General features: G+C 69.3%; 12 protein-coding genes and 1 tRNA gene. 5 read left to right on the forward strand and 8 right to left on the reverse strand.

The genetic code is table 11. The features are described from left to right. Positions 1 to 228: 228 nt before the first annotated feature. On the reverse strand, positions 229 to 1659 hold the full coding sequence (locus QH470_RS01205; RefSeq protein WP_280270361.1) for a metallophosphoesterase family protein: 1431 nt from the start codon (positions 1657 to 1659) through the stop codon (positions 229 to 231). Between the two features lie 20 nt (positions 1660 to 1679). Continuing rightward, entirely contained in the window at positions 1680 to 2264 is a 585-nt protein-coding gene (locus QH470_RS01210) for an Rv0361 family membrane protein (RefSeq protein WP_280270362.1), read from the reverse strand. Between the two features lie 108 nt (positions 2265 to 2372). On the opposite strand from QH470_RS01210, the gene QH470_RS01215 reads away from it, so the two are divergent. Continuing rightward, positions 2373 to 3392, forward strand: coding sequence for an iron ABC transporter substrate-binding protein (locus QH470_RS01215; protein WP_280270363.1), 1020 nt, complete (start codon positions 2373 to 2375; stop codon positions 3390 to 3392). Here the strand turns inward: QH470_RS01215 and QH470_RS01220 are convergent. Continuing rightward, positions 3389 to 3976, reverse strand: coding sequence for a TetR/AcrR family transcriptional regulator (locus tag QH470_RS01220; RefSeq protein WP_280270364.1), 588 nt, complete (start codon positions 3974 to 3976; stop codon positions 3389 to 3391). The genes QH470_RS01215 and QH470_RS01220 overlap by 4 nt on opposite strands. A gap of 100 nt (positions 3977 to 4076) precedes the next feature. Here QH470_RS01220 and QH470_RS01225 point away from each other — a divergent pair, with 100 nt between their 5' ends. Continuing rightward, positions 4077 to 4988 carry a zinc-binding dehydrogenase gene (locus tag QH470_RS01225; protein ID WP_280270365.1) on the forward strand — a complete coding sequence of 304 codons (912 nt, stop codon included), beginning with the start codon at positions 4077 to 4079 and terminating at the stop codon, positions 4986 to 4988. 16 nt (positions 4989 to 5004) lie between these two features. Here the strand turns inward: QH470_RS01225 and QH470_RS01230 are convergent, their stop codons facing one another. Next, positions 5005 to 5676, reverse strand: coding sequence for an EthD domain-containing protein (locus QH470_RS01230; RefSeq protein WP_280270366.1), 672 nt, complete (start codon positions 5674 to 5676; stop codon positions 5005 to 5007). Between the two features lie 97 nt (positions 5677 to 5773). After that, a complete protein-coding gene (locus QH470_RS01235; protein WP_280270367.1) occupies positions 5774 to 6937 on the reverse strand; it encodes an FAD-dependent oxidoreductase in 1164 nt (387 codons plus the stop codon). Between the two features lie 106 nt (positions 6938 to 7043). On the opposite strand from QH470_RS01235, the gene QH470_RS01240 reads away from it, so the two are divergent. Beyond that, positions 7044 to 7616, forward strand: coding sequence for a TetR/AcrR family transcriptional regulator (locus tag QH470_RS01240; protein WP_280270368.1), 573 nt, complete (start codon positions 7044 to 7046; stop codon positions 7614 to 7616). Positions 7617 to 7638: 22 nt separating this feature from the next. Here QH470_RS01240 and QH470_RS01245 read toward each other — a convergent pair whose 3' ends face one another. The 3 genes from QH470_RS01245 to QH470_RS01255 form a co-directional block, all read right to left on the reverse strand. Next, positions 7639 to 8436 carry a thioesterase family protein gene (locus QH470_RS01245; RefSeq protein ID WP_280270369.1) on the reverse strand — a complete coding sequence of 266 codons (798 nt, stop codon included), beginning with the start codon at positions 8434 to 8436 and terminating at the stop codon, positions 7639 to 7641. Positions 8437 to 8493: 57 nt separating this feature from the next. Further along, the gene (locus tag QH470_RS01250) at positions 8494 to 9129 is read right to left on the reverse strand and encodes a Uma2 family endonuclease (RefSeq protein WP_280270370.1); all 636 of its coding nucleotides are present in this window, start codon (positions 9127 to 9129) and stop codon (positions 8494 to 8496) included. 82 nt (positions 9130 to 9211) lie between these two features. Next, positions 9212 to 9284, reverse strand: a tRNA-Arg gene (locus QH470_RS01255). Positions 9285 to 9549: 265 nt separating this feature from the next. Between QH470_RS01255 and argS the strand changes: the two genes are divergently transcribed. Both argS and lysA read left to right on the forward strand, forming a co-directional pair. Then, positions 9550 to 11208 (forward strand): arginine--tRNA ligase, encoded by a 1659-nt coding sequence (argS, locus tag QH470_RS01260; RefSeq protein ID WP_280270371.1) that lies wholly within the window; start codon positions 9550 to 9552, stop codon positions 11206 to 11208. A gap of 52 nt (positions 11209 to 11260) precedes the next feature. After that, positions 11261 to 12518: diaminopimelate decarboxylase (lysA, locus tag QH470_RS01265; RefSeq protein WP_280270372.1), on the forward strand; the 1258-nt coding region annotated here is incomplete at its 3' end.

Raw genomic sequence — 12518 nt, forward strand, 5'->3', positions numbered from 1 at the left:
TTGGTTTTTTTGTGCCGCCGGCTGCGGGGGGGGGGGTTGGGGGCGCGGTGTGGTGGGTTTTGGGGGGGGGGGGGCTTGCCTCAGGTTGCGTGGCCCCCCCCCAAATAAACACCCTCTACGCGCCGAAAACCTTTGGGGGAACGTGGATTAGTGGATGTTTTGGGGGTGGTGGGTTGCGTGGGGAGGTGGTGTGGCACCCGCTCAGTGCGGGTGTGCGGGGGAGGAGGGCTACGTGAGGCCGGATAGGTCTTTGTGGACTACGTGGTTGCGGGTTGTGGTGGGGCCTAGGGTGTATTCGGGTTGTAGGCCTAGGTATTCGGAGCGGGTTTTTGTGCTCCAGGTGCGGGATTGGGGGGAGCGGGTTTTGTAGAAGTTGAGTTGGTAGCCGCCCTCGTGGAGGTGGAGGAGGGTGTAGCCGCCGGGGTATTCCTTTACTGCGGCTACTTCTATGAATTCGACTTGGAGGGGGGTGTCGGGTGGGCTGCGGCGGTTGCGGTGGGTGTGGCCGCTGTGGTGGAGGAAGACTCCGGGAGCTGTGCTGTACAGGGCTTGTAGGGCTGTGGCGTCGGGGCGGTTGAGGACGAAAGAGGGGCCGGCGATGTTGGATACGGCCGAGTCGAGGGTTACGGGGTGGTGGCCGAATACCAGGGTGGGGCGGTGGGGGTCGGCGTGTAGCAGCTCGCGGATACGGTCCAGTTGGGGGCGGTCGATGCGGCCGCCGGCGGTGTCCAAGTCGGTGGTGTCCAGGCCCAGGAGGCGGAGGCCGCCTACTTGGTGGTCGAGGACTTCGCCTGGGGGCGTGAAGGATTCGCCCCAGCAGTCGTGGTGGTCATCGGCGATCGGTGGGCAGGTGGCGTAGTCGTTTCCGGTGTGGGGGCGGTCGTGGTTGCCGCGGACGGCGAACCAATCGCGGCCCGCGGCGCCCCAGGCGTCGAGTTGGCTTCGGACGCCGTGGGTCTGGTCGGGTGTGGCCTCCGAGGTGAGGTCGCCTGCCAGGAGGAGGTGGTCGGCGGCGCGGTCGGGGCGGCGTAGGTCGTCGAGGACGGCCGCGAGCATCATCTCGGGGTAGGGGGTCAGGCCCGGGTCCTGTCGCACGCCGGGGGGCAGGCCCGCCGCGATCAGGCCGCTCACCTCCTCGCCGAAATGCACGTCGTTGCACAGGGCCAGGGTGCGCAACCGGCGGCCGGGGGGCGGCACCAAAGTGGTGAATTCGCCGGTACATTCGGGCGCGGTGGGCATGCGGGTGACGAGATTCGCCGCGGGGGTGGCGCGCACGCCGTCCGACCAGGCCTCGAAACGATAGGGGCGGCCGGGCTCCAAGCCGTCGACCTCGGCGTAATGGTACGGCGTGCGTTCCGCTCCGGCGGGGAAGTGCACCGTCGCGGGGCCGCGCGAATCCGCCGGGGCCAGACGGACTTCCGTGTTCGTGTCCGCCGGAATCGGTGTGCCGTCGGCGTTCACGGCCAGTGTGGTCCAGGTCAGTACGACCGAGGTGGCCGTGACGGTGACCACCTCGAGATCCGTGGCGATCAGCGAACCCGGTTGGGCGCGAGCGGATCCCGGCGCGCTCGTGGCCAGCAGCGGCGCCGCGGCCGCCAGTCCGAGCGCGCGCAGCACGTGCCGCCGGTTCGGTCCACAGCAGCTCATCCCGTAGCCCACCGCAGCGACGGTAGCAGGGGCTAGCGGTTGTCGGCCGCGCAGACCTTCCAGTCGCCGTCCTCTTTGCGCAGGTATTCCGGTGCGCTGTCGATGGCGTCGAGATCCGGCATCAGCCCGCCGCCGGACGGCTCGAGCTTGCCGTGCAGTTTCGCGGTGGCCCGATCGCCGCGGACCACGATGCCGTCGACGGCGTCGATCCGGATCTTCACGGTCTCGCTCGCGATCGTGGCACGCTGATCGTCCGGCAGCGCCGCGTATTCGTCGCGATCGACGCGGCACGACTTCGCCATCGCCGCGTCCACGCCCTCGGCGGCGATCGTGTCGTAGAAGTCGCGGACGGCGACCTCGATCTTCTTCTCGTCGGAGGCGAGCGGCCCCTTGCCCCGTCCGGTGAGCAGCGCGGCGACGCCGATCGCGGCGGCGACCGCGAACAGGGCGGCGGCCAGCAGCACGACGATCGCTCCGGTGTGCTTGCGGCGCGGTGGTGGCGCGGGCGGCTGCGGCTGCGGCGCGGAGTCCTCCGCCGGGAGATATCCCTCGGGCGGGTAGTAGCTCGGCGGCTCCGGTGCGGGCTGGTACGGCAGGCCACCGGATGGATCGGTCATCACGTTCCCCTCGTCGGCCCGCCGGTTTTCTCGCACAGTACGGCAATTCGATCTCCGAGCCCGGGGCGACGCCGCGCTGTACCGTGCCACCGGGTAGCTTGGTCGGTCATGACGGCGGCTCGACGGAAATCGGCGATCGGCATCCTCGCGGCGCTGACCGTGCTGGCGGCGACCACGGCGTGCTCGAACGTGAACGACGACAACGAGATTCTGGTCTACAACGCCCAGCACGAGGCACTGACCAAGCAGTGGGTGGACGCGTTCACCGCGGAGACCGGTATCAAGGTCACCCTCCGCAACGGCGGCGACACCGATCTCGCCGACCAACTCGCCGCCGAGGGCGAAAAGTCTCCGGCCGACGTGTTCCTCACCGAGAACTCCCCGGCGATGGCGACGGTCGAGCACGCCGGACTGCTCGCCGATCTCGACCAGGCGACGCTGGCGCAGGTCCCCGAGCAATATCGGCCCTCCACCGGCAAATGGACCGGCATCGCCGCCAACTCGACGGTCTTCGTCTACAACAGCGGCAAGCTGCCCGCCGACCAGGTGCCCGCCTCACTGCTGGACCTGCAGCAGCCGCAGTGGAAGGGCCGCTGGACGGCCGCCACCTCGGGCGCGGATTTCCAGGCCGTCGTGGCAGGCCTGCTGGCGTCGCAGGGCGAGGACGTGACCCGGGCGTGGTTGCGGGGCCTGAAGACCGACACCGTCGCGTCCCCGAACAGCGTCGAGTCGATGAAGAAGGTCGACCGCGGACAGGTCGAGGGCGGCCTGATCGCCCACTACTACTGGTACCGCGACCAGGCGGGAACCAAGGAGAACAGCGGCAACACCGCGCTGCACTACTTCCGCAACGGGGACCCCGGCGCGTTCGTGTCGATCTCCGGCGGGGGCGTGCTGCGGTCCAGCAAGAAGTCCGAGGCGGCACAGCGATTCGTCCGGTTCGTCACCGGCCGGACCGGACAGCAGGTGCTCCAGCGCAGCACCTCCATGGAATACCCCGTCGCCGCCGACGTGCCCGCCAACCCGGCGCTCCCGCCGCTCGACAGCCTGCAGGCGCCGCGTATCGATCCGAGCAAGCTGGACGCGAAGAGGGTCACCGAGCTGATGACCGACGCGGACCTGCTCTAGCCGCCCTCGCGCGGGGATTCGAGTAGCGCCAGCGCCAAATCCTGTACGGAGCGGGTGAATCGGCGCGGGTCGCCGCGAGAAGTGAAGTGGCGGACCAGTTCACCGTCGAACGTGCCGAGCAGTGCGTGGGCCAGGAACTCGGTGTCGCGGCCGGGCTGCTCGGCGGCGTAGAGATCGCTGAGATGGCGATGCCAGAACCGGTAGCTCGGATCGTCGAATTTGTCCTCGGCGCAAGCTTGTTCGTGCGCTGACAGCAGGACGGCATTGCCCTCCGCGATCGCCCCTAGGGCATCCAGGAACGCGATCAGGCGTTCGCGTGTCGGCGCGCCCGGACCGAGCGGCGGCGGACCCGTGCGGACGGCCTCGCGGAGCGAGTGGGATCGCTCCTCCAGCAGGGCCTGTAACAGTCCGGCGCGGTTGCCGAAGCGCCGGAACACGGTGCCCTTGCCGACCCCCGCCAACGCGGCGACACGATCGAGCGAGACGTGGTCACCGCCGCCCTCGGCCAGCAGTTGCTCGGTGGCCCGCAGCACCGCCCGGCGGTTGCGGGCGGCGTCGGCCCGTTCGCCGCGCTGGTCGGGCATCGCACACCTCCGCTCAATCGGACTGCTGGTCCGGTTCATGCTACCGTGCCTCAACCGGACTGTTGGTCCGCTTTGTGTCTCGCTGGGAGGTCTACCGAAAATGCGTGCGTTGATCGTCGACAACGAAACGCCGGAGTCGCTGCGCCTGAGCACGGTGCCGGACCCGGAACCCGGGCCCGGCCAAGTGCTGATCGAGGTGCGGCACTTCTCGCTCAATCGCGGCGAGGTGCTGTTCGCCGGTCGCAGGCCCGCGGGGACCGTGCACGGCTACGACGCGGCCGGGGTCGTGGTGCGGGCCGCGGCGGACGGGTCCGGGCCACCGGCCGGCGCCCGGGTCGCCGCCTTCAGCGCGGGCGCGTGGGCGGAATTGCTGGCCGTGGACACCTCCGCGGTCGCCGAGGTGCCGCAGGCGCTGGATCTCGTCGCGGCCGCGGCGTTGCCGATGGCGGGGGTCACGGCGCTGCGCACGCTGCGTTCCCGCGACATTCTCGGCCGCCGGGTGCTGGTCACGGGGGCTGCGGGCGGAGTCGGCCGGTATGCCGTGCAGCTGGCCGCACTGGGCGGCGCGCAGGTGGTCGCCTCCGTCGGATCATCGGGGCGCGCAACGGGTTTGGCGGAGTTGGGGGCACACGAGGTGGTGGTCGGCCTGTCCGGTATCGACCGTCCGGTCGATCTGATTCTGGACAATGTGGGCGGCCCGCAACTGGCCGCGGCCTGGGAACTGCTGGCGCCCGGCGGAAGCGTGCAGACCATCGGCTGGGCGTCCGACGAGCCCGCGGTGTTCGACCCCTACTCGTTGTTCTTCGTCGGCGCGGCCAAGACCCTCAGTACCTTCGGCGATGTCCACGAGGTGGGTCCCGATCTCGCCACATTGCTGGAATTCGCTGCGGCCGGGCGGCTTTCGCCGGAAGTGGGTTGGCGGAGCGCCTGGGACGACTACGCCGATGCCGCGCGGGCGCTGATCGATCGCCGGATCGCGGGCAAGGCGGTACTCGAAATCACCCGGGGATAAGCGGTTTTCGGGCCGTTCACCGCAGCCGGTAGAGGTAGCGGCTGGTCGGTACCACGTCGATATCGCGATCCGCGCCGAAAGCCTTGACGCTGGCCAGCATTCGAGTGACCCGGCGCTCCAATTCGGCATTGTCGCCGCCGCTGCCCCAGAAGGCGTGCTGGTCGGTCATGGCCGCCGGCGGGAACAGCTCCTCTACCAGGCCGTCCACGCGCGGCCCTGGCGTGAGCGCGGTGGTGACGATGTTCTGCACGTAGCCGAAGGTCGCCTGGGTCTCGATCGCGACCGCCGTGTGGGTGTCGTGCCAATAGCGCAGCCACTGTCCGCGGGACAGCCCCTCCGGGACGCGCAGCAGGGCGATATTGGCCAGAGCCGCACTGCGGGCGCCGTTCTCGGTCGGCGGCGCGGGCAACGGGACCCGCTCCTCGACGATCCAGCCGTCGAGCCGGTCGGCCGTGTCCGCCAGCGCGGCCGTGATCGGGGCCTCGGCGGCGTCGGTCCACACCCCGACGATCGCCGCGATCGGTTCGGCGTAGGTCGAGATGCGCAATTGCGCGGCCGCCACGTCGTCGTCACAGATATTGAGCTGCACCGTGTCCGCGCCGACCGCGGCCAGGCGCTCGTGCAGCGTCGGCGCGTGCAGGCTCTTGTCGAGGTCCGCACCCCACAGGGCGTACATCAGTTTCGTCACAGCGGCTCCCGGGTCGTCGGCAGCGACCACGGTAGCGGTCGCTCCGTGGTCGCGTCGGTGGTTTCGGCCGTCGATCCCGGAGGGCGGGACGGGTGATTCAGCGGTTGGCCAGTTCCGACAGCCGATAGGCCAGGGCCCGCCGCACCGCGGGGAGGCGAGTGACGGTGCGCAGGACGGCATTGCGCACGAGCCGGGCCGGGCGCGGGCGCAGGGTGGCCACCCGGGTCATCCGGTCGGTGAAGGCGACCACGTCCAGAGCCACTGGGCGGCGGGACTTCTCGTAGTCGTTCAGCAGCGCCTCTGGTGTGCCGCCCAGCACCCGCACCAGCAGCGCGCCCAGCGCCGCGGCGTCCTGGATACCGGTGTTCATGCCCTGCCCACCGGCCGGACTGTGCACGTGCGCGGCGTCTCCGGCCAGCAGGATCCGGCCCGCGCGGTAGTGCTCGGCCACCCGATGGTGCACGCGGAATCGCGAGCCCCACAACACCTCCCGGACCACCGCGCCGGGCCGCCGGGCGTCCAGAATCGCTTGGACATCGGCCAGGTCGGGGTTTTCGGGCGCCTCGGCGACGGTCGCGACGACTCGGTAGCGATCGCCGTTCTCGTCGGGCAGCGGGGCCACCACCGTGACGCCCTCGGGCGACAGGTTCAGCGAGACCTCGTCGCGCGGGTCCAGCCAGGTCATCCGGACATCGGCCAGCACGAACGACTCGGGGTAGGTCGCGCCGGTGAAACCGATTCCGGCCTGCTCCCGCACCACGCTGTGCATGCCGTCCGCGCCGATGACGTAGTCGGCGCGGAGCGCGCCGGAAGTGCCTGCGGCGTCGGCGTATTCGACCGTGACGCCGGTGCCGTCGTCGTGCACGGCGGTGACCCGGTAGGGCCGGTGCACATCGCCTCCCGCCTTGCGCAGGCGCGCCAGCAGCACGGCCTCGGTGGTCTCCTGGCCGACCATCAACGTGTAGGGGAAGGCGGTGGGCAGGCCGCCGAAGTCGACCGTGGCCAGCCGGGTGGTGCCGTCCTGCACCACGAACCGCGGCACCTCGATGCCCAGATCACGCAGTTCCGCCGCGATGCCGAAGCCGTCCAGCACCTCCAGCGTCCGGGCGTGCACCACGGCGGCGCGAGAGGTGTTCGCGCCCTCGGCCTGCCGGTCCAGCAGGACGAAGTCGATGCCCGCGTCGGCGAGCGCGATGGCGGCGGTGAGCCCGGCCGGGCCGGCGCCGACGATGACGACGGAGGTGGTGGCGGGGATGGTCATGAGGACTCCTCTGGCTTGCCAACATTTGTTGGCCAACGTCTGTTGGCAACAACGATAGGGCGGCCCGCGCTGGCGTGTCAACACTTGTTGGCCTACATTTGTTGGCATGACAGTCGATGCACCTCAGCGTCGTTCCGACGCCACCCGCGCCGCCATTCTCGACGCCGCCCGCCGCCGCTTCGCCGAGGACGGCTTCCGCAAGGCCACCATCCGGGCGATCGCCGCGGACGCGGGCATCGACCCGTCGATGGTGATGCGCTACTACGGCAACAAGGAGGGCCTGTTCGACGCCGCCCTGGATGTGGACCTGTCCCTGCCCGATCTCACCGAGGCCGACCCGGACGTCCTGGGTGAACTCCTGGCCGAACGGTTCCTCGAGCTGTGGGACGACTCTCCGGGCAACGAGATCCTGCTGACGCTGCTGCGCTCGTCGGTCACCGACGAGGCCGTCGTGGAGCGGGTCCAGCAAGTCTTCGCCCGCCAGCTGACCCCGGTTGTGCTCCGCATCGGCGACCCGGCCGATGCTCCCCGTCGCGCGGGCCTGATCGCCTCGCAGGTGCTCGGACTAGCCTTGTGCCGCTACGTCTTACGGCTGCCTCCGGTGGTAGCCCTGACCCGCGCCCGGATCGTCGCCGACATCGGCCCCACGCTCCAGCGCTATCTCACCTCGACACCATGACTCCGGCAGGAGTACCCAGGGCTCAGCGTTTGCGCGGGCCGATGAACAGGGTCTGGGTGCCGCGGCCGACGGGACCCTTCTCGTCGTACAAGCGGGATTCGGCGAGGCCCAGGCCGCTGCGTTCGGGATAGGTGACCGCGTCCAGGCACACCCAGTCGCCGAGCGGCTCACGGTGCAGCGTCACGGTGAGGTCGGTGTTGATGAAAAGGTAACTGTCCCAATCCAGTACGGCGCTGATCCCGTTACCGGAATCGGCAGCGGCGAGCGTGCGCTCCAGCGGGCTGGGGACGGTCCCGCCGACGATGGGATAGCGCAGTCGAATCCAGCACACCGCCGGTCCGGTCTCGGCGAATCCGCCCGCGATGAAACGGTATTCGATGCCGGTGTGGAAGCCGACCGTTTGTGTGGACGGGAATTCGGCTCCCGCCGCGGCGCTTTCGGGTCCTGGGTACGTCCCGCTGGGCACGACATCGGCGGGCAGATCCAGTTCCGGCTCGGCCCCGCGCAACCGCCAGGCGTTGGCCTTCATCACCGGCCCCTGCTCCGAACTCAGTGTCGCCTCGATCAATTCGACACTGCGCCCCGCCCGGCTCACCCGAGCCTCGGCCCGCAGCGGAGCGATCGGCACCGGCCCCAGAATCTCGACCGCCACCCGCCCGACCGTGAACCCCGCCCGCGGCTCACACCGCTCGATCACATGCCCCAGCAACGCCGAAGGCGGCCCCGCGTGCTGCGCATCCGGCGACCACGGCCCCCGCGTCAACTCGGTCGACTCGAAGAGATTCGGATCAGCGGGATCAGGCACGTAGAAGGCATCCATGAGACATCACCATCTCACGCCGCCCCGCACCCGCAGGAGCGACATCGCTGAACGGCCTCAGTCGATTCCCACGTCCAGTTCGTCCCAGGACACCTGCACCTTCAGAGGTGTCACGGCCTCGATAGCGTGCGACGTCGCGGTGCGACTGCGCAAACCCTCCGAGATGTACCGTCCGGCGGAATCCAGGTTCAGCATCTCCACCGAGGACGCGGGGCCGTCGTCATCGACCATCCGCACGATCCAGTAGTGGCGGACTCCATAGCGGGCATATTCGGCCCGCTTGTCGATCAGGTCGGCGGTAACGGTGGTCGGCGACACAACCTCTACGACCAGGAGGGTGTCGGCGATGGTCGGCTTGCGCTTCCACTTCGTTCGGGGTTCCGGGATACAGCGATAGACGATTACGTCCGGCCGCTTGTAATGAAAGGGAACCTCCGAGACGAGCAAGTCGAGATCGTGGTTGACGCGCAGGCACGGCTCCGCCGGCGACCGCGCAGCGTTCGCATCCCGCAGGGCCCGCTCGATGGCGTAGGCGATCGCATTGTGATTGGGCGTCGGTGACTCACAGAAGACAACCATGCCGTCGTGGATCTCTACGGTTCGGGAAATGTCTTCGGGCATCGACAGATAGGTGTCCATGTCTATGGCCTGGACATAGGTCTTGGGTGATGACCAGTCGAATGCTTCCGACATAGCGCGCGTCCTCTGATCGGGCGGTCGATGCCATCCTAGAAGTAAAGCCCTGACCGTGGTGGCTGGTCAGGGCTTCATTCGGTGCCCTCGGCAGGATTCGAACCTGCGGCCTTCTGCTCCGGAGGCAGACGCTCTATCCCCTGAGCTACGAGGGCGGGGGTGGACCCGCTCGTCACCTGTTTACACGTCGTCCGATCGGGCTGGGAAAGCGTATCGCATCCGGGGGCGTGCGCCAAAAAGTAGGGGCGACCGGGGGCGTCGGCTCGTGGGGCGGGAGGGGTGTCGCGGTGGTGGGCGGGAAATTCGATATGCGCGTCGTTGTTCGTGCGGCACGCTGGTGTTGCCGGTCCTGTGACCGGGGTTGCCCGTGCAGGTCCCCGCTGGTGGGGCACGCCTGCTCAGACCATAGGATAGAGACTCGTGACTCCAGCTGACCTTGCAGATCTCCTTCGCGCCACGGCCGCGAAGGTGCTTGTCGAACGTGGATCGGACCCCGCGGTCCTGCCCGACGAGGTCAAGGTGGAGCGTCCCCGCAATCCGGAACACGGCGACTATGCCACGAATGTGGCCATGCAGGTGGCGAAGAAGGCGGGCATGAACCCGCGCGAGCTGGCGGGGTTGCTGGCCGACGCGCTGGCGGCGACCGACGGCGTCGAGTCCGCCGAGGTCGCGGGACCGGGATTCCTCAACATTCGGCTGGCGGCGGCCGCGCAGGGGGCGATCGTCGAGCAGGTGCTGGCCGCGGGCGCCGGCTACGGAACGTCGGCCGCGCTGGCGGGGCGGAAGATCAACTTGGAGTTCGTCTCCGCCAACCCGACCGGGCCGGTCCATCTGGGCGGCACCCGCTGGGCCGCGGTCGGCGACGCGCTGGGCCGCATCCTGGCCGCGCAGGGCGCCGACGTCACCCGCGAGTACTACTTCAACGACCACGGCGCCCAGATCGACCGGTTCGCCAACTCCCTGGTCGCGGCGGCCACCGGCGCGCCCACCCCGCAGGACGGCTACGCGGGCGCCTACATCGGCGATATCGCCGACCGCATCGCCGCCGCGCATCCCGGCGCGGCCGACCTGCCCGAGCGGGAGCGGCACGAACTGTTCCGGCGCGAGGGTGTCGAGCTGATGTTCGCGCACATCAAGCAGACCCTGCACGACTTCGGCACCGACTTCGACGTGTACTTCAACGAGAGTTCGCTGTTCGAGTCGGGTGCGGTCGACAAGGCCGTCGCCGAGTTGAAGGCGTCCGGGAAGCTCTACGAGAAGGACGGCGCCTGGTGGATCGCCTCCACCGAGTACGGCGACGACAAGGACCGGGTGGTCCTCAAGAGCGACGGCCACGCCGCCTACATCGCCGGTGACATCGCCTACTTCCACAACAAGCGGGCACGCGGATTCGATCTGTGCATCTACATGCTCGGCGCCGACCATCACGGCTACATCGGCCGCTTGAAGGCCGCCGCGGCCGCGTTCGGTGACGACCCCGACACGGTCGAGGTGCTCATCGGCCAGATGGTCAACCTGGTGAAAGACGGTGTGGCGGTACGGATGTCGAAGCGCGCCGGCACCGTCATCACCCTGGACGACCTGGTCGAGGCCATCGGCGTGGACGCCTCCCGGTACTCGCTGGTGCGTTCCTCGGTGAACTCGAGCATCGACATCGACCTCGGCCTGTGGACCACGCAGGGCAGCGAGAACCCGGTCTACTACGTGCAATACGCGCACGCGCGCACCTGCCGCATCATCGAGAATTCGGCGGCGTTCGGATTCGCCTCGGTCACACCGGATCTCGGCCTGATGACCTCGGACCGGGAGGGCGAGCTGATCCGCACCCTCGGCGAGTACCCGCGGGTCGTCGCGACGGCCGCCGAGATGCGCGAACCGCACCGGGTGGTCCGCTATCTGGACGAACTGGCGGGCGTGTACCACCCGTTCCAGTCCGACGACGACATGCGGGTGCTCCCGAAGGGCGACGAGCCGGTGACGCCGCTGCACGCCGCCCGGCTCGAACTGGTCCGGGCGACCCGGCAGGTCCTCGCCAACGGGCTGGGCCTGCTCGGCGTCTCGGCACCGGAGCGCATGTGAACGCCCCGGTCCCCGCCGACGAATCGACCCGCGCCGCAGGAAAGGAACCATCGTGAGTGCGCACCCGGCCGGGCCCCGGCATGCCGAAATCCCGCACGCCCCGAATCTCCCGGAGCGTCCCGCGAACCCCGCACAGCTGATCGAACTGCCCTCGAACGTCTGGCCGCGCAACGCCTCTCGCGACGCCGACGGGGTGGTGCGGCTGGCCGGTGTGCCGGTGACCGAACTGGCGGAGCAGTACGGTACCCCGCTGTTCGTGGTGGACGAGGACGACTTCCGCTCGCGCTGCCGCGATATGCTGCGCGCCTTCGGCGACAAGGCGAGGATCCACTACGCCTCCAAGGCCTTCCTGTGCGGTGAGGTCGCGCGCTGGGTCCGCGACGAGGGCCTGTATCTCGACGTCTGCTCCGGCGGCGAGCTGGCGGTGGCGTTGCACGCCGGTTTCCCCGCGCAGCGAATCGCCTTGCACGGCAACAACAAATCGGTGGGCGAACTGGAAGCGGCGGTGGCCGCCGGGGTCGGCCACGTCGTCGTCGACTCGCTGTTCGAGATCGACCGGCTGGAGCGGGTGGCCGGCGCCGCGGGCGTGGTGCAGGACGTGCTGGTGCGCGTCACGGTCGGCGTGGAAGCCCATACGCACGAATACATCTCGACCGCGCACGAGGACCAGAAGTTCGGCTTCTCCATCGCGGGCGGCGACGCCATGGAGGCCCTGATCCGGGTGTTCGACACCCGGAACCTGCGCCTGGTCGGCCTGCACAGCCACATCGGCTCGCAGATCTTCGAGATCGACGGCTTCGAGATCTCCGCCCGGCGCATGCTGCGGCTGCTGCGCGATGCCATCGACAAGTTCGGCGTCGAGCGCACCGAGCAGATCCATACGCTGGATCTCGGTGGCGGACTGGGCATTTCGTACCTGCCCAGCGACGATCCGCCGCCGCTGGACGATTTCGCGGCCAAGGTGCGCGATCTGGTGACCGCCGAGGCCGCCCAGATCGGTTTGGCCACACCGGAAATCGCCGTCGAGCCCGGCCGCGCCATCGCCGGTCCCGGCACGGTGACGCTGTACGAGGTCGGCACCACCAAGGACGTGACGCTGGACGCCGGCGCCCGGCGTCGCTATGTCAGCGTCGACGGCGGCATGAGCGACAACATCCGGCCCGCGCTGTATCAGGCCGACTACGACTGCCGACTGGTGTCGCGCTCCAGCGCGGCCGACCCGGTGGTCGCGCGGGTGGTCGGAAAGCATTGCGAGAGCGGCGATATCGTCATTCGCGATACCTGGATCCCGGCGGACGTGGGCCCCGGCG

Origin of the sequence: Nocardia wallacei (genome assembly GCF_029868745.1) — a bacterium.
In the GTDB taxonomy this organism is placed as follows: Bacteria; Actinomycetota; Actinomycetes; order Mycobacteriales; family Mycobacteriaceae; genus Nocardia; species Nocardia wallacei_B.

Excerpts from the sequence above, each read along its gene's own strand:
- QH470_RS01210 (WP_280270362.1), bottom strand. The coding sequence starts at position 2,264 with ATGACCGATCCATCCGGTGGCCTGCCGTACCAGCCCGCACCGGAGCCG.
- QH470_RS01215 (WP_280270363.1), top strand. The coding sequence starts at position 2,373 with ATGACGGCGGCTCGACGGAAATCGGCGATCGGCATCCTCGCGGCGCTG.
- QH470_RS01220 (WP_280270364.1), bottom strand. The coding sequence starts at position 3,976 with ATGCCCGACCAGCGCGGCGAACGGGCCGACGCCGCCCGCAACCGCCGG.
- QH470_RS01225 (WP_280270365.1), top strand. The coding sequence starts at position 4,077 with ATGCGTGCGTTGATCGTCGACAACGAAACGCCGGAGTCGCTGCGCCTG.
- QH470_RS01235 (WP_280270367.1), bottom strand. The coding sequence starts at position 6,937 with ATGACCATCCCCGCCACCACCTCCGTCGTCATCGTCGGCGCCGGCCCG.
- QH470_RS01240 (WP_280270368.1), top strand. The coding sequence starts at position 7,044 with ATGACAGTCGATGCACCTCAGCGTCGTTCCGACGCCACCCGCGCCGCC.
- QH470_RS01245 (WP_280270369.1), bottom strand. The coding sequence starts at position 8,436 with ATGGATGCCTTCTACGTGCCTGATCCCGCTGATCCGAATCTCTTCGAG.
- QH470_RS01250 (WP_280270370.1), bottom strand. The coding sequence starts at position 9,129 with ATGTCGGAAGCATTCGACTGGTCATCACCCAAGACCTATGTCCAGGCC.